The sequence below is a fragment of the Shewanella sp. DC2-4 genome (assembly GCF_013248875.1).
GTDB classification, from domain to species: Bacteria; Pseudomonadota; Gammaproteobacteria; order Enterobacterales; family Shewanellaceae; genus Shewanella; species Shewanella oncorhynchi.
In genome coordinates this window covers 1,592,667-1,607,956 of sequence record NZ_JABRVR010000002.1, presented here as the reverse complement: position 1 = coordinate 1,607,956, position 15,290 = coordinate 1,592,667, and the positions used below count along the sequence as shown (strand labels likewise).

Here is a 15,290-nt window from a genome sequence, read left to right as displayed (position 1 = left end):
TGAATGATATTTAATTTCTTGTTTCATAAGCGATTTTTATTGAATTTTTCACGAAATGCAATTGCACCAAAAGTTGTTAGCTGGTAGCGCTACTTGCTGATGAACAGGTTACCGAGTTTGATGACTTTGTTCGGTGTCTTCTCCCTACTTAATGTTTCTGCGACTTGTTCGTTATAATGTGCATATTCAAATCTTTTGTACTGTAAGAGATTGATAAACGTTTATAGGATTTAATGTCACTAACGCAAATGAGATTGACTTTTACTGACCAGCTATTAGGTTTCTGAACTTTGGAAGGTATTCATTTCAAAAGGTAATCTCTGGGCTAAAAGCGGTAGGCATTAGCTCTTTATCAGCAATGCCACCTCATAGTGAGAGCCGTTACTTTTGTTTTCCTCTCACCATCCTGACGTATAGATAAATGACTGGTCCATTCCGACGGCCATGACCGTTATAGAATTGGATATGCCACTTGCCACCAAACTGGCTATTTTTATTAGTAATCGGCTCAGTAGCCGGGAATTGTTGCAATGAGCAAAGTAAAAGAGCTTACATTTGTAGTTATATCAGATAAGCCTCAGCATTATTTTTGTGTTATTGCTTAGGGTTTGCCTTAATATTAATTTTAGCTAATGAAACACATTCTCGTTATATTTAACTCAGAAGCCATTCTCTGTAGATAAAGAGCGTTAACATTAAGAAAATAGTGTGTTAGTCAGACAGTTTTGTATGATTATTCAGGTATAGGAATATGGCTTTCAACGGTATTACCCTGGTTTATAATTATTTCTATTCTGCGGTTTTTCTGACGATGTTCAGGTGTATCATTTTTAAAACGAGGTTGTGTATCAGCTAAGCCCTGAACAATAATTCTACTTGGGTTTACGCCCTTGTTTTTAGTGATTACTCTAACGACTGCAGTAGCTCTTAAAGATGATAAGTCCCAATTGTCAGCATAAATCTCCATTGGCAATGTTGCGTCAGTATGTCCGGCTATCACTATTCTTCCTGGGACTGACGCGATAATCTCGCCAATCTTATCAATTAGCGGTACAAATTTAGGTTGTATAAAAGCAGAGCCCGATGCAAAAAAAGTGTTGTTGTCACCGATTCGAATGATGAGACTATCACTCACAGCATCAATTTCAATTTCTTGATTTTCTATTTCATTTTTTAACTTAGCGGATATTATTTCTTTATACTTTTTTATTGTGTCATTGCTCTTCGCATTTGCTAGCGTATTGTCATTGCTCTCGGAGCTTGCAGGTGCAGTTGTTGCAAGTTCAATAAGCTTTGGTTCTGCATCTACAACGGATGTCACAGTATTGGGTTCGAGTATACTCGTTCCTCCAGGTGCTAATGAAGTCACAGCAGGAGTTGATATCAACCCGATTTTAGCCAATGAATCTATAAGACCTTCAACCATAAACTTTGCTTCATTTTTATCACTCATCGCAAATGAGTACAACACGACAAATAAGGCAAATAGCAGTGTCATAAAATCTGCGTAAGAAATTAACCAACGTTCATGATTTTCTGGGGGATCAACCTTCTTTTTTCTCATCTCGTTAGTGCTCCAAATATGGATTTAAATGAGCTTGTAAACGTTGTGGAGACTCACCGTCTGCAATGCCAATTATTCCAGTCAGAGTCATCTCTTTAAATACACTTAACTGATGTGCAAACGCTTTGTAACGGTTTCCAAATGGCAGGAAGATGATATTAGCCGCAGCAACGCCATAAATAGTTGCAATAAATGCGACTGCAATCGCACCACCTAATTTATCTGGGGCATCAAGTAACCCCATAGCATGAATTAGTCCAAATACAGCACCAACAATTCCCATCGTAGGACAATAGCCACCCATTGCCTCATATACTTTTACAGTTTGTTCTACACCGTGCTGTTCAAATTCAATCTCTTTTTCTAAGATTTCTACAATATTGTCTTTTTCATAACCATCAACGAGTAATTGAAGTCCTTTATGTAAAAAAGGATCGTTAATTTGGTCTATCTTATCTTCAATTGATAGTAAACCACCTTTTCGCACATCGCCTGCAATTTCGACCAAAAACTCGGCACGCTCCGCCAAATCAGTTCGTAAAGGGAAAATGAGCCACTTAAAGCGTTTTATTGAAGCAATAATTACTGAAAAAGGAAACTGTGCTACAGTTGCACCTATTGTTCCCCCGATAACAATCATAAATGCTGGTAAGTCCAGTAAGGCACTAGGATGCCCACCTTCGATAAGGTTTCCAACTAATATAAATAATATTGCAACCAATACACCAATAAAACTCATTTATCTCATTCCTAAATTAGAAATACAAAAAAAAATACAACACATTGTTTTCACATGAAATAAATTAACCATTCTATCTTACTTTATAATGAGTAGCTTAGTTGTTAACTCTACTTTTATTAGTTTAAAATATATAAAATCAAAGCTACCTTATCCAACTTTACAACTACAAAAAACCAATAATTTAAATAATAATTTCTTTTATAGCATATAAGATGCATTTTCAATCAGAGTATAGTTCAAGTAGATAAAACCAGTGCAATTTTTCAAAAAAGCAAATATCGTACCATTTCAGCTTTAGCAGTAATGACAAATACAGGCCCAACAAAGAGTGGGTCTAGGACATAACCGACTTGATACTGTGTAAAGATTTTTCCATACAATTGTTAATACCTAAGTGCTGATAGCCTTGTCCTATTAATAGTCAAGATTGCTTACTCCTCAGCCTGCAATTAACTAAATCAGACAAAACATCAATATGTTTACCCAATTATGCAACTTTACAACAGAAGTTAGGTTAAGAAGAAGTGAATAAGTTTTAATGAAAGAGTATTTTAGAATACTAGACTGACTAAATAGCGCCCCGCACGAATACTTTGGGGCACTTTACACTATGAGTAACAAAGCAACGACCAACTACTGCACGTGACGAAGCTTAATGCCAAACATAAGCATTGCTTCAAATCCAATCCAAGCATCATTCCCTATGACGGTACTACATACCTTCTAGAAGATATCAGACAAATTCAGATAGTCACATGATGGGACCGCATTGTACGACCCAACATGACGACAAAACATGAAACTGATAAAATTTTTTAAAGATAATGTGATTCTCTTCTCATTTATTAATGCTCATAAAAAACACCGACATAATGCCAGTGCTTTATTATATAAAATAAATAATTTAGTTAAATACGAAATTTCCTCACAACATCCTGCAACTGCGTAGCCAAATGATTCAGATCGTTACATGCCATCGCCATCTGTTTCGCACCAGTAGCCACCTCTTCAGAAGCGTCGCTAATATTTGCGACATTACGGTTTAGCTCTTCACTTACCGCCCCCTGTTCTTCTGTCGCAGTAGCAATCTGAATATTCATTTGAGAAATGCTGCTCACTGAACCGCTGATTTTCGCAATCGATTCTCCGGCCTCTTTAGCTTTGTTAACAGTCTCAATCATCATAGCTTGGCTCTGCTGCATTGTATTCCCAGCTTCACTAGCCCGTAACTGCAATTCAGAAATGATGCTATTGATTTGAGAAGTGGAGTCCTGTGTCCGTTTGGCTAGCGTTCGCACCTCATCTGCCACGACAGCAAATCCTCTACCCTGTTCACCAGCTCTTGCAGCTTCAATGGCCGCGTTCAGCGCTAACAAGTTAGTTTGTTCAGCAATACCTTGGATCACCTCCAATACCATCCCAATATTACGGCTATCATCTCCCAATTTACGGATCACTACCGCGGTAGCTTCTATCGCTCCAGCGACCTTATCAATACGCACAATCGAGTCATTAACTGTTTCACTACCTTGCGTCGCAGTGCCACTTGCCTGTGTCGCTGCATTGGCGGCATCGTTGGTATTGCGAGCGACGTCTTGTACTGTAGCTTGCATCTCATGCATCGCAGTGGCCAACTGGTTTAGCTCATTTTGCTGAGTTTCCATATTGTTGGATGACTGCAAAGCAACAGCGCTTATCTCCTCGGCCGCAGAGCTAAGTTGCACTACAGAGTTGGAAACCTCACTAACCAGCATGCGCAAGTTATCTTGCATCTCATTAAAGCTATCTGCCAGTTGACCAAACTCATCACGGGCAAACATATTCATGTCGAGCTTATTGGTCAAGTTACCAACTGATACCTGATTAGTTTGCTTTAACAACAACATTATGGGATTTTTTATCTGACGGATTAACAGTAATGCCATCGCTAGTACAAAAAATATTGTGCCAAGTCCCACTATAATGCTGAGCATTTTGGCTGTTTTGTAGGCTGACTCACTGCTTATCGCCATCTCCTGTGCTGCGCGATCATTTTCATTTCGTAAATTCGCAGTTTCTTCTCCAGCCACTTCCAAAGTTTGTTTGGTCACTGTTTTGATCATCACATTTGCACTCGCCATGTCCCCTTTTTCAATGGCTGTCACCAATGATGAGTGTGCAGCGAAATATTTTTCGGCGGCGGCGCTAAGTTCGTCAAACTGTTGCTTGTCTTCTGCAGACACAAAATCCAGCTTAGCATATTGCTTGTCGGCGATTTCAAACTCGCGCTTGGCAGTCTCAAAACGCTGCTTACTAATCTCCAGGGCAGCAGAGTCCTGTTTCATCACGTCAATTACCATGTTTAATTCAGCACGTCGAGCATCAAGTAATGCAACATGCATTTGAGCAGATGCACGAATAGAAGGGATTAGGTTTTCAGTAATCTTAGTCGTATTACTATGCAAGCTGGCAAGCTGAGTAACTGAAAACCAAGCCAATCCCAACACCAGTAAAGAAAGGATAAAAAAACACTGTGGTCATTTTTTGTATTATTGTCATGCTTTTAAACATAAACTAGCTCCTGTCTGATACTTTTTCGAATGGTACAAACGGAAAAATTTTTAATATCGCTCTTAGGGAACGATATACAAGATCCCCTAAAGTATCAGTATGATCTGTACTTTTAAAAATGAACAATTTGCTTAGTATTTTTTATTAATGACAGTCATTATTCGCAATAGATGTTCAAGACAAGGAAAGTTAGATAATGGCTACAGGTGGTATTTGTAAAGGCTTCTCCATTACAGAATATCTATTGAGGGAAGTATGAAGCATTTCTGTCTAAATGAGTGCCCTTCTACTTAGTAAAGCAAGCCTTTAGAAAAATCATGCCAGTGCAGCTTCACTGGCATTGATGTGAATATTGATGCATTTTCGGGCAATGCTCATACAGTAAAGTGCAAGAACCATAGTGATGAATCCACGATTTCAAATACTGTCAATTGAAGAACGACTCACAATAAAACACTAACAAAATGTGAGTATTACAAAAAAATAATCAAAATCTAGTTTGGTTGATTTAACGTACTATTTTACTATTTTCTTACTACAGGCCACAAAACTCACGGTCAAATCATGAAAGCAAATATGTTATTCTTTCTGCAAGCGCATATTTCTTTTCATCATTTAATCGCGAATTACTTTGCATAGGTATCTGTCCGAACTTTTGATAAAATCCAATCAACGGGTTAGCAGTCTTGGTGGACAACCGGCTAACCCGCCAGCCCTCGTAAGAGGGCGTTTCATTTAATTCATCCTATCTAGCAGTGCCATTTCGGCTTTTCTTAGCCAGAAGATGTAAGACTTTTTGCTGTCAAATCCCATTAAGGCCCACTGCTCTTTACACAGGTAATGGGCGCGGATGGCACGTTTGCAGTTTATGGATAACTGCTCAACGAGGTGGTCAAAATGGGCGACGTGGGCAGGCACGTTGAGTTCGTGCTTTAAGTTGCCACCGCCCAGCGCTTCGCCTAAACGGTCGCAGGCGCTGCGGTTTGAAAACCCCTTGCCTAACTCTTGGTACACCCAATAACGGCCCCAGCGATAAAGCCCTAACCGCAACGCCTTAATGTTCATCATCTGCTCGGGTTCATCGCTAAAGCCCATTGGCCACCTCATTTATCTTCTCAATCGAAAGCTTAAACACATCAAGGCATATCGATGTCACATCGTCATAGGGCGCAGTAGTACGGCCATTTTCCCAACGTTGGTAAGTGTTGCGGCTAATGCCGTAAATCTCAGCCACTTCGTCTTGGGTCATGCCCCGTAAACGGCGCCCTACTTTCAATACATCCGCGGCGCGATTAGCCATAAATCCTCCTGCGTGAAGTCCATAACCCAGTTGTGCTATTTGTTATTGTTATCGTCATAACCACCCCACTAACATTGGCTCGTCCGGCTCACTCGTCTCAGTGGTCGATTGGCGCATTATCTCGGGCGCCACATCATCAAATCCCAGCGTGATTAAGTGCGCATGGTAGGCATCCAACGCCATCAGCATGCCCTTATCTAAGGTGCTGTTAACGTAAGTACGCAGCAGTAATGGCAAGGTGTGATTCAATATCCGCTCCCCCACCATGGTATCTACGCCCATATCGGCAATAATGGTGCGGCACAGTTTTCTTAGCGCATGGGAGGTAAACGCCTTAAACCGAATCGTCTCACTCCAATATTGCGCGGTCCGAATGCTCACCGGCCCTACTTCGCCTGGGAACAAAAATGCCCGCTTGCCCACATGCGTGTATTGCCACTGGGCATAATGGGTTATCAGCTTCTTGGCTGTCGGCGTCATAGGTAAGCGATGCTCTTGGCGGTTCTTGGCATTCTCGGCGGGAATAAACCAGTAATCGCCGGCAAAGTGGTCCCAACGTGCCAAGCGGGTTTCACCTATGCGGGTACCGAACATCAACATCAGCACAAACAACATCGCCACCGGTCTTACTGCATTTCGCAATGCGCTGAATAACGGGCCCACGTCCGACTCGCTTAACTGCGTGCCCACCAAAGGCGGCATCTTCAAGCTCATTTGCACCCGATACCCCGCCAAGCTATTGCTGTCTAACACCCGTAAATCTGCCGCAACCGATAACGCTCGCTTCAACACCTTCACCGCCGCTTTGATGTAATTGGCCGAATAGCCCTGCGCCAACATGGGTTTGATTAAATAACTGTCCACCGCGATAAAGTTCAGCTCATTGAGCGGTAACTCAGCAAAGCAGCCGCTGAGATGTTTACTCACTAACGATTTACAGTTACTGCGCCAGCTGTTGCTTAAGGTGCGGTTGCACTCCACATGGGTGACAAACCACGCCAGCAATTGCGCGACGGTGGCAAACTCGTTGCTGATTACCGCTTGGCCCATGCTGCGCTTGGCGAGCAAGCTAGGTAACTCGGTTAAAAAGGTCTTCAAGCACATCACGGGCCACACGCCCTGCTTTTGCCACACGGTTTTGCCCGCCTCGTTCATTACTAAATACACCGAGGCTTGGCGTCTATCGGTCGAGGCCCGTAACCGCACTGCCGGAAACTGCGTGTCCCGAAAGTCCCGCGTTATCCCTGCCCGCAACCAACGGCGCAATACTGCATCGTTCAACTTGCCTTGCTCTACGCCTGTTGCTGTCATCACCTGCGCCATCTAGCCCTCCAATCGATATTCAAAGGTGTGATGGGTACCCGAACGTATCCGCTTCACCCGCTGGTTCATCGGCATATCCCGAAACCGCGCACTTAACGCCGTCTCGCTGTCGTGAACCCCAAAGCGGTTAAAGCTCTCTTGCTGGATTTCAAACAGGGTCCAAAACCGTTTCCCTGTGATGATGCGCATCAAGCGTTCGCGCTGGGTCAGTGGTTTATTCGCCATCATTTGCCCCCTTAAGCCCAAGGTTGGTTCGTAAATTGGCAATAATTGATTTCGCCTTGGCCGCCTCAGTCGGCCGCGTCACCGTTTCAGGTAGTGCCTTTGGCAATTCCACATCGGTCAACTCGCCACGGCTAAAGCGCCTGCATAACACTGTGTAATTGCGCTCAAACGTCATCAACACATCCTTTTCAAGCCCTGTGGCAAACATCCAACTGCCCGTCTCGCGCACCGCTAAGCGCACCACATCATGGCTCCACGTATGCTTGTCAGGGTGATGGTAATGGCGGGTTGCCTCCTTGAACGCGGCCTCTAACGTGGGCAGCCCCAAATCACAGGCCGTGGGTTGGCACCACAGCGCAAACTGGCGTGGTGTCGGCCAAAACTGCCTATCGCCCTGCTCACGTCTGGCGCGATTCAGCCCAGCTTGCACTTGCTCACGGCTCGCAATCCCCTGCGCCGCCAAGGTTTTTAGCCACTCGGCTTTGTGGGTCGCTTCGTCCTCAGGCCGCGGCGCACTCACAGGGAACAACACCCGCAACTTGCTAAACACGCTGTCCACAATCGCCATGTCCATTGCCGTGGGTTCGAGTTGGCTCACACGCCCCTGCCCAACCAACGGCTGGCGGATTAAGGTCTGCAGTGATTTCATGCTCGCATTTTGATTGGCAGTCATATCAAAGGGTCCTCTGGGTCATACACCGCGTAGCTCCAATCCACTTGCCCAACGGCGGTTGCCATCGGTCTTGGCAACGGAGTCAGCCAGTGGCGTTCGCGGATAAACTTGGTAATGCCGAGCACAAACTGGCCGTTCGCGCTAAAGCCCCAACTCGTATCCAGCGCCGCAGCTTCCTTCAACCACGTCACCGCCAACACGCAATCGGCGTCGGTCAGCTTTTCGGCCTTCCACGCTTTCCATGCAGCCGAGTCCGAGCCGCCTTTGCGATGGGCGGGGTAGGCTTTGAAAAACGCATTGAAAACCGACTTAGCACTCGTTGCTGGACAAGAGTCTTTTAAAGATTCATTGATAGGTTCAAAAGAGTGACAGATTCTGGGTGAATCTGCTGCACCCCCAATATTTTCTAGGGGTGAATATGCTGCACCCTCAGTATTTTCTAAGGGTGAATTTGCTGCACCCTCAGTAAAATGTAAGGTTTGAGCAGGTTTATCACTCAGAACACACGATGAAAAGTCCAAAATATACAGGTTGGATGTATTGCGTTTATGCTCACTCTTGCGGGTAATTTTGCGCACCAGTCCGACGTCAACCAGCGCATTAATGTGGTTAATCGCCGACCGCTCGCTTATCTCGCAAGCCTGCGAAATATACTCGTAACTCGGCCAGCATTCGCCTTGGTCATTGGCGTTATCGGCAAGCTTGATCAACACCAGCTTGCGCAGTGGATTACCCACCTTGGCCTTCATCGCTTTTACCATCAATTCCATACTCATAAGTCACCCCCAAACAGAGCAACCCACAAACTCGAATTGACGCAAACCCCATGCTTCAGTAACATGATATTGCCTCTCTTAGGTATTAAGCCCGCATCGGTCGCCAAAACTTCAGCGGGCTTTCTTATGTCTACAACAACGGGATCAACTGCAATGCGCCCCGTTGCCCTCCGCTCGCTCGCCTTCACTGCCAAGCAAGTAAACCTTGTGCGCCAAGTTAGTGCGCAACTGGCTAAAAAAATCACGCCGTTTAATGTGCACGTTGCGGCTTTTCGCTATTGCACTCATATCAGCGGCTTTCACATTAGCCGCACTCGCATCAGCCGCGCCCACATCACCCGCCAATAGCGCAATAGAACGCTCCGCGCGTTGTTCTTCCATCAGCAGATAATTCATAATCCAATCGATGCTCACCGTTGGCAGCAACAACTGCTTACCACTGCCCAGCAACGCCTTATCCACGATGTCGGTCGCGATAACCGCCAAACGCTCGGGGCGACTATGCTGCAATTCATCGCAGTTCCTTAACACCTCAACCATTCGGCCCACCTGCGTTCGCTTAAACAACTCCGCCGTGGTATGCCCATGAAAACAGGCAATGTCTTTGCCCATGTTCACGCCACTTAACGCTGCCCGTTCAGTGGTCCCCGCGCTAAGCTCAGCCACATTAGGCTCAGTGCTATTAGGCATGTTCGACTTAGCTTTAAGCGCCATCGCCTTAAGCATTAACTGCTTTGCTTGCATCATGAGTAACGTCACTTGCGCGGTTTCCATCTCGGTAAGCGCGGCCACGGCGGGCCCATCACTGCTAACTTGCCCATGCACCGAACACGCAGCGCCGCCCTCCAAACAACAAATTAAACATTCAGGATCAAACATCGTTTATCCTCCTCACTTCATGATCTTAGGTATCAAGCCCGCATCGGTCGCCAAACTGTGGCGGGCAATTTGATAACTGCGTTTTTTACGCGCCCAGTTATCACTTAACTGATTTGTGAACATGCCATTCACTCCTTTTTCGTTCAAACAAGTCATTTCAACAACTGCCACTTATGCCCATTAGCACACACGGCGCGTTTCGAGCCCGACTTGGTTTGCTTTAAAGCCAAACCGCACTGGCCACACGGCACATCAGCTACCCGCTTAAGCATCACCGCATTAATCTGTGCGCTGTGATTCGCTCGTTTGGGCCGATAACCTAACGCCCGCGCCACTTTTACATACTCTTTCGCAATCCATTTGCCATCGGGTTCTAAATGCAAACCGTCGCCGATCATGTCGCCCAAGCGGATCAACTGCTGATGCAGCTCAGTCTTAGCACTGGCGATAACATTAATGTTAAGGTTCGATTGCGGCATCACGGTCACTTCTCGGCCGCGTATTGCGCCGCCTTGCCACCGTGACTCGCTAAATACGGATACGCCAGCTCTAATGCCGCCATGCTCGCTTGCGTGGTCGCCGCCGACTCTTTTAACTCGCGGTGCGCCGCCACTAACTGCTCGCGCTTGGGCTCACAGCCCAAGTGGATCACCGCCACTTGCGCCTCGGCGTTCTCTTTGGTGAGCGACGCCGCCATATCGGCCACATGCAACACATGGCCATCATTCATGCGATCGGCTATGACCGTCACCCCAGTGCAACCAAACACATCGTTGAGATACTGCACCCGCAAATGCTCGGGCAGTGCCGCCACCAGTGCTTGCTCAACATGAAACAAGCGATCCGCCTGCGGATGCTGGCCCTCGTACTGACCAAGCCAGCGGAACAGCTTTTGGGCATTGATCCGCGCATCGTTGTGCACGTCTTGACTGCTGGCAAAGCTAATGCCCTCCGCCGCCAACACTTCACTCAGCCCAAGGCGCTCAACTGCCGCAACAAAATCTATCGCCAGCGCAAAGCGTGTCATCTTGGGCAACTCCAACACCCGATGAATCGATTTCATCAACAAATTCAAACGGCTATCTTTTTTACGTGAATTGGTTTTCATGCTAATAAGCCTCTCTCTGTTAACGTGTTATGACGGTTCAGTATTAAGCGGCGTGCTCAGGGCTCATTAACGGCAATTCAGTCGCCTTGAGTTCACCGCCAGTTAACCGTTCGATTTGATAAGCGCGGAGTTCGGGAACGTCTACAGGCCACTTCGATATGGCGGCTTGAGACACGCCAATAGCGGCCGCGAGCTTTGCTTGTGAACCAAAGTGATCTATGGCTGCGGCTTTTTTCATAATGACTCCAAAGTGAATGAAACACAGCAACAATATAACTATGGTTAATTCAAGTCAATAACTTTGGTTAGTTGCCATATATAACCTAGGTAATATACTTAACCAATGAAAACACTTGCCCAAAACATACGTGACAGAATGGCAGCCATAGGCATGACTCAAAAAGAGTTAGCCGAACGAGCGGACATTTCTCAAGTCATGGTACATAAACTAGTGTCCGGTAAAGTTAAAACTACTGGAAAGCTGCTAAACATAGCGGCCGCTTTGCGTTGCACCGCCGAAGAGCTTCAATATGGCGAAGAAGGAGCAAAAGCAAAGGCAGCCAACAGAATTGAATCCAACGCTGAATGGGCTGGCGGATTTGAGCTCTGGGACAGTGATACCCCATTAGGGGAAGATGAAGTTGAAATTCCGTTTTACATGGAAGTAGAGCTAGCCGCAGGGGATGGCATTCTTGATAGCCGCGAATTTAAAGGACCAAAACTGCGCTTCACTAAGAGCACCCTTAAGCGTCAAGGTGTGAATAGTGACTATGCAGCCTGTGTAAAAGTGAATGGCAACAGCATGGAGCCCATATTACCCCACGGCTCAACAGTCGGCGTCGATACCTCGGCCACCAATGTCACCGACGGCAAAATGTATGCCGTTAATCACGATGGCATGCTGCGTATCAAAGTGCTGTATAAATTACCCGGTGGTGGGCTACGCCTGCGCAGCTATAATACTGACGAATATCCAGACGAACGCCTCGATGCCGAACAAGTCAAACAGATCAAAGTGATCGGCAAAGTGTTTTGGTACTCAGTTCTGTTGTAAAATTATTTAATCCTCAAAATGGTACTTCTAACGTATTTTGGACAAAAGCGTAGAGTAATCTGTCCAGCGCCGAAGAAGATTAGTTAATTGCCCTGTTATATTGTTGCTTGTAAGTACATCCAAACTAAATGCCAGAAAATATAAACTAATGCACCAAAAAAATAGAGTTTGCATTTTTAATTTACCCCAAAAAACTATACAGACTTGAAACTTTTCAATAGACACATCAAATTTTGTGCGCATGAGATCTTTTCGCGCAGTCGTTTCTATGTTTACAAGTTCATATAGACTTCTAACATATGCCACGTTTTTATATTTTACACTATTACTATTCATAGTAAGTCTGATTTCTGCTCAAAAACTGACAAACCAAGCTAATACAGCAAAAATCCAAATAATAATCGTAATCACAAATGCTGATTTAAATCGGGGACGCTACGTTTGGTCATTCTTGAACCGTTTGTTATATTTAGACTATAGTAGCTATTGACCTAGCAAAATTTTCAACCGCATAAAAATAATCAAATACATCGTCATTATTGACTGGAGCTTTTGATGCTTCGTGAATAATTTCGTTTCTAACAGTCAACATTTTGAGTAAAACTTCTTTCTGAACAAGTTCCAATTTTAGGATTTTTTCCAAATCTCTAAAAACAATTTTCCACGGCTTCGACGTAAAACGCTTAGCCGCTATCAAAGCATAGTAATAAATTAAGTCTTCTTTGCACTCGAATTCGAGAACGTCTTTAAAATTAATAGTCCCATCTGTACTAACGTAGTTATACATTTTTTGCGGATTTGAGACAAAATGGCACTTTAGATATTCATTTAACAATGCTTCAAAGATCGTTGAGGAAATAACTATCATTTGGCGGCGATAAACCATTAATCCATTAAATGCCTGTTCCGAAAACTCCTTTGTAAACTTGTCAGCTACCGCTTGAAGTTCTTCTTTAGATGGTTCTTTTCCACTCTTTTCTTTTTCTTGAAAAGCAAAGCCTAATGTACTTAATTCTATCAATTTACTTGCCTGGTAATACTTAGTCATCGCATCACCACAAATGATAGGATCATGAAGTGAGGTATAAGAATCTATTGCCTCTCTAATCTCACCTATCCATTTATCCAAATCAAAGTCCAATTTTTACCTCCAAAATATAACTTCTTGTTAAGAAGTGAAGCCCACAATACCAAGCCGCACACAGCCTAAAACACATAAACCAACCGCACAACAAAAATACCAAGCGTTGCGAATCCCTTTTTAGCAGTTTATTAGACCAATATTTTAAGTAAAACCACCTAAATCACTAAACTTACGCATGGTAAAAATGCCACGCGTTGCGAATCAGTCTTAAAGCGTTTGTTATGTTTATTTGCTTCGAATTTTTGGGCCAAAGAATATTTCAACTTTCTCTACCGACTTGAATATTTTTTGGCTGAATTCGTCATCATCTGAAACAAAATATACAACCTTATCATTTTCAATAACTCGCTCAGGATTATTATCAACTGCTGCCCCTGGACCAGCATAAGCGCCTTTCATCCAAAAATGTAGCCAAATAGCACCCCTTAAATCTCCAATACGTTGTTGAATTTCGTTGAAGCAGTTATGAGCGCTATCTGACCATATTGCTTTTGCTTCAAGACGTATCGTTTGTAGCTCTGCCCACTTTTCATAAAGCAAAGTCATACGTTCATTATATATTCGCTGCTCCTCTTCAAGATGACGCTCAGCCTCGACTTCTTCTTTACTCAGATACAACATAGGGTTTCTAACAGCTTGGAGGGCTTGCTGAACTTCATAAGCCTTGAAAACTGCCTTTTTAGCGAGCTCATATTCGCTTGTACCTCGAAGCTGTCGTCTCCAGGTGAATAGTCCAAATGTGCCAATAATAAGCGCACCGATGGTACCAATGATTGAAAATACATCCTTGGTCAATGACCAGTCTATTTCACTTATACTTATGCATAAATTCAATACACTCTCCTAATGAACATAACGCCCACTTCAACTGCCGTATGCTAATGGCGCTTTTTGTGCTGCTTTTTGCACAAAAGGTGACAGTGGCCGGAGGTCAGATTCCAGGCGCTTGTTAGCACTTTTCTATGCGCGTTTTAGTGTCAATTAAATACGCAAGGTCATGATTATTTTTAAAACTTTCAAATGAATAAAGTTTCTTAGAAATTTCTAATGAACCCTTTGCTATTTCAAGTGCTACTGCAGCCCCAATACCAACTTCAACCCCACCAAAAAGACCTGCAGTTATACCTGCAGCCAAAGATGCCTGTATGTTCTTCGAGTCCAATAAAACACCTAAAACCGAGGTTGTTAAATCAAAGCCATGTTTTTTAGCAGATGAATCATACAACTCTATTCTTTTACAAAGATCGTCTTCAATATACGAAGCTGGTTTTCCAACATAATTTTCATATATGAATAGCCGAAGGTTTCTTAACGAACCTTTCGATTCTGGATCTGATCGAAGCTCCATTATTTGATCCCAAGAAGCCTTATCTGAATCTATTAGGCCAATGCCTTTTAGGCTGACACTAATGTAAGCTGTCTGAAAATCTGATTTTTCGACATTTCTTCTTAGTAATACGGAAGATGTCTCCACTCCAAGTGATTTAGAAAAATTCGAAAAATGATCACGTATACTCATACCTTTTGAGCCAAGGGTGTTTAGCTCATATAAATCACAGTAATTTTCAGAGCTTAAGTCTTGTATTTGTTTGAATTCACTATGCAGCGCCCTTGCAAACGGTGACCATTTCTTATCCATGAATTCCAACACTTTCCAATCAGGAGCATCCTCTTCATAAATGAGTTTGCTGATAACCCCCACTGGAACATGCTCTGGAGTCGTGACATATGGTCCATTGTCATCATGCATTAATGAATTACATTGCACTGGAATCACACGATCGAAGTAAAGTGCTGCTTCCTTAAATTTTTCTAGGCATAGTACGTCAAGAGAATTGCTATACATGAGTATCCATTTGTAGTGCTAACGCCAGCCGTAACCGGAGCATAGGTAGTGAGCGCAGCGAACGAAAAATGCATCCGAGTTGACGGCATTGTTAGCTGATTCTTTG

17 protein-coding genes are annotated in these 15,290 nt (G+C 44.0%); 1 reads left to right on the top strand and 16 read right to left on the bottom strand.

The genetic code is table 11. The annotated features are described in order from the left end of the window. Nucleotides 1–733: 733 nt before the first annotated feature. From HQQ92_RS07860 to HQQ92_RS07800, 13 genes are all read right to left on the bottom strand, one after another. On the bottom strand, nucleotides 734–1,564 hold the full coding sequence (locus HQQ92_RS07860) for an OmpA family protein (RefSeq protein WP_168825338.1): 831 nt from the start codon (nucleotides 1,562–1,564) through the stop codon (nucleotides 734–736). A 4-nt stretch (nucleotides 1,565–1,568) separates the two neighbouring features. Beyond that, nucleotides 1,569–2,303 carry a flagellar motor protein gene (locus HQQ92_RS07855; RefSeq protein ID WP_028759663.1) on the bottom strand — a complete coding sequence of 245 codons (735 nt, stop codon included), beginning with the start codon at nucleotides 2,301–2,303 and terminating at the stop codon, nucleotides 1,569–1,571. 911 nt (nucleotides 2,304–3,214) lie between these two features. After that, a complete protein-coding gene (locus HQQ92_RS07850) occupies nucleotides 3,215–4,783 on the bottom strand; it encodes a methyl-accepting chemotaxis protein (protein ID WP_217272614.1) in 1,569 nt (522 codons plus the stop codon). A gap of 808 nt (nucleotides 4,784–5,591) precedes the next feature. After that, entirely contained in the window at nucleotides 5,592–5,951 is a 360-nt protein-coding gene (locus HQQ92_RS07845; RefSeq protein WP_173244407.1) for a hypothetical protein, read from the bottom strand. Next, entirely contained in the window at nucleotides 5,941–6,156 is a 216-nt protein-coding gene (locus HQQ92_RS07840) for a helix-turn-helix transcriptional regulator (protein WP_006082023.1), read from the bottom strand. The genes HQQ92_RS07845 and HQQ92_RS07840 overlap by 11 nt, the downstream gene beginning before the upstream one ends. A gap of 54 nt (nucleotides 6,157–6,210) precedes the next feature. After that, the gene (locus HQQ92_RS07835) at nucleotides 6,211–7,479 is read right to left on the bottom strand and encodes a tyrosine-type recombinase/integrase (RefSeq protein ID WP_173244404.1); all 1,269 of its coding nucleotides are present in this window, start codon (nucleotides 7,477–7,479) and stop codon (nucleotides 6,211–6,213) included. Next, nucleotides 7,480–7,704 (bottom strand): hypothetical protein, encoded by a 225-nt coding sequence (locus HQQ92_RS07830; protein ID WP_012088970.1) that lies wholly within the window; start codon nucleotides 7,702–7,704, stop codon nucleotides 7,480–7,482. Beyond that, on the bottom strand, nucleotides 7,694–8,377 hold the full coding sequence (locus tag HQQ92_RS07825; protein WP_173244401.1) for a replication protein P: 684 nt from the start codon (nucleotides 8,375–8,377) through the stop codon (nucleotides 7,694–7,696). The genes HQQ92_RS07830 and HQQ92_RS07825 overlap by 11 nt, the downstream gene beginning before the upstream one ends. Continuing rightward, on the bottom strand, nucleotides 8,374–9,153 hold the full coding sequence (locus HQQ92_RS07820; RefSeq protein WP_173244398.1) for a helix-turn-helix domain-containing protein: 780 nt from the start codon (nucleotides 9,151–9,153) through the stop codon (nucleotides 8,374–8,376). Before HQQ92_RS07820 ends, HQQ92_RS07825 begins: the two co-directional genes overlap by 4 nt. Nucleotides 9,154–9,297: 144 nt before the next feature. Beyond that, entirely contained in the window at nucleotides 9,298–10,032 is a 735-nt protein-coding gene (locus HQQ92_RS07815) for a hypothetical protein (protein ID WP_173244395.1), read from the bottom strand. Between the two features lie 152 nt (nucleotides 10,033–10,184). Continuing rightward, nucleotides 10,185–10,511, bottom strand: a complete 327-nt coding sequence (locus HQQ92_RS07810; protein ID WP_006083868.1) for a hypothetical protein — start codon at nucleotides 10,509–10,511, stop codon at nucleotides 10,185–10,187. 5 nt (nucleotides 10,512–10,516) lie between these two features. Beyond that, complete coding sequence (locus HQQ92_RS07805) at nucleotides 10,517–11,140, bottom strand: hypothetical protein (RefSeq protein ID WP_173244392.1); 624 nt, start codon at nucleotides 11,138–11,140, stop codon at nucleotides 10,517–10,519. 43 nt (nucleotides 11,141–11,183) lie between these two features. Beyond that, on the bottom strand, nucleotides 11,184–11,378 hold the full coding sequence (locus tag HQQ92_RS07800; protein ID WP_012089452.1) for a Cro/CI family transcriptional regulator: 195 nt from the start codon (nucleotides 11,376–11,378) through the stop codon (nucleotides 11,184–11,186). A gap of 105 nt (nucleotides 11,379–11,483) precedes the next feature. On the opposite strand from HQQ92_RS07800, the gene HQQ92_RS07795 reads away from it, so the two are divergent. Next, complete coding sequence (locus HQQ92_RS07795; RefSeq protein ID WP_173244389.1) at nucleotides 11,484–12,194, top strand: helix-turn-helix transcriptional regulator; 711 nt, start codon at nucleotides 11,484–11,486, stop codon at nucleotides 12,192–12,194. 469 nt (nucleotides 12,195–12,663) lie between these two features. On the opposite strand, the gene HQQ92_RS07790 is transcribed toward HQQ92_RS07795, so the two are convergent. The 3 genes from HQQ92_RS07790 to HQQ92_RS07780 form a co-directional block, all read right to left on the bottom strand. Continuing rightward, nucleotides 12,664–13,335: a hypothetical protein gene (locus HQQ92_RS07790; protein WP_173244386.1), complete on the bottom strand. Its 672-nt coding sequence runs from the start codon at nucleotides 13,333–13,335 to the stop codon at nucleotides 12,664–12,666. A gap of 228 nt (nucleotides 13,336–13,563) precedes the next feature. Next, entirely contained in the window at nucleotides 13,564–14,172 is a 609-nt protein-coding gene (locus HQQ92_RS07785; protein ID WP_173244383.1) for a hypothetical protein, read from the bottom strand. A 115-nt stretch (nucleotides 14,173–14,287) separates the two neighbouring features. After that, nucleotides 14,288–15,184, bottom strand: a complete 897-nt coding sequence (locus HQQ92_RS07780; protein WP_173244376.1) for a hypothetical protein — start codon at nucleotides 15,182–15,184, stop codon at nucleotides 14,288–14,290. Between the last annotated feature and the right edge of the window lie 106 nt (nucleotides 15,185–15,290).

What these genes read in the sequence shown, in the direction of transcription:
- HQQ92_RS07860 (WP_168825338.1), bottom strand. Translation starts at nt 1,564, where the DNA reads ATGAGAAAAAAGAAGGTTGATCCCCCAGAAAATCATGAACGTTGGTTA.
- HQQ92_RS07855 (WP_028759663.1), bottom strand. Translation starts at nt 2,303, where the DNA reads ATGAGTTTTATTGGTGTATTGGTTGCAATATTATTTATATTAGTTGGA.
- HQQ92_RS07845 (WP_173244407.1), bottom strand. Translation starts at nt 5,951, where the DNA reads ATGGGCTTTAGCGATGAACCCGAGCAGATGATGAACATTAAGGCGTTG.
- HQQ92_RS07840 (WP_006082023.1), bottom strand. Translation starts at nt 6,156, where the DNA reads ATGGCTAATCGCGCCGCGGATGTATTGAAAGTAGGGCGCCGTTTACGG.
- HQQ92_RS07835 (WP_173244404.1), bottom strand. Translation starts at nt 7,479, where the DNA reads ATGGCGCAGGTGATGACAGCAACAGGCGTAGAGCAAGGCAAGTTGAAC.
- HQQ92_RS07830 (WP_012088970.1), bottom strand. Translation starts at nt 7,704, where the DNA reads ATGGCGAATAAACCACTGACCCAGCGCGAACGCTTGATGCGCATCATC.
- HQQ92_RS07825 (WP_173244401.1), bottom strand. Translation starts at nt 8,377, where the DNA reads ATGACTGCCAATCAAAATGCGAGCATGAAATCACTGCAGACCTTAATC.
- HQQ92_RS07820 (WP_173244398.1), bottom strand. Translation starts at nt 9,153, where the DNA reads ATGAGTATGGAATTGATGGTAAAAGCGATGAAGGCCAAGGTGGGTAAT.
- HQQ92_RS07815 (WP_173244395.1), bottom strand. Translation starts at nt 10,032, where the DNA reads ATGTTTGATCCTGAATGTTTAATTTGTTGTTTGGAGGGCGGCGCTGCG.
- HQQ92_RS07810 (WP_006083868.1), bottom strand. Translation starts at nt 10,511, where the DNA reads ATGCCGCAATCGAACCTTAACATTAATGTTATCGCCAGTGCTAAGACT.
- HQQ92_RS07805 (WP_173244392.1), bottom strand. Translation starts at nt 11,140, where the DNA reads ATGAAAACCAATTCACGTAAAAAAGATAGCCGTTTGAATTTGTTGATG.
- HQQ92_RS07800 (WP_012089452.1), bottom strand. Translation starts at nt 11,378, where the DNA reads ATGAAAAAAGCCGCAGCCATAGATCACTTTGGTTCACAAGCAAAGCTC.
- HQQ92_RS07795 (WP_173244389.1), top strand. Translation starts at nt 11,484, where the DNA reads ATGAAAACACTTGCCCAAAACATACGTGACAGAATGGCAGCCATAGGC.
- HQQ92_RS07780 (WP_173244376.1), bottom strand. Translation starts at nt 15,184, where the DNA reads ATGTATAGCAATTCTCTTGACGTACTATGCCTAGAAAAATTTAAGGAA.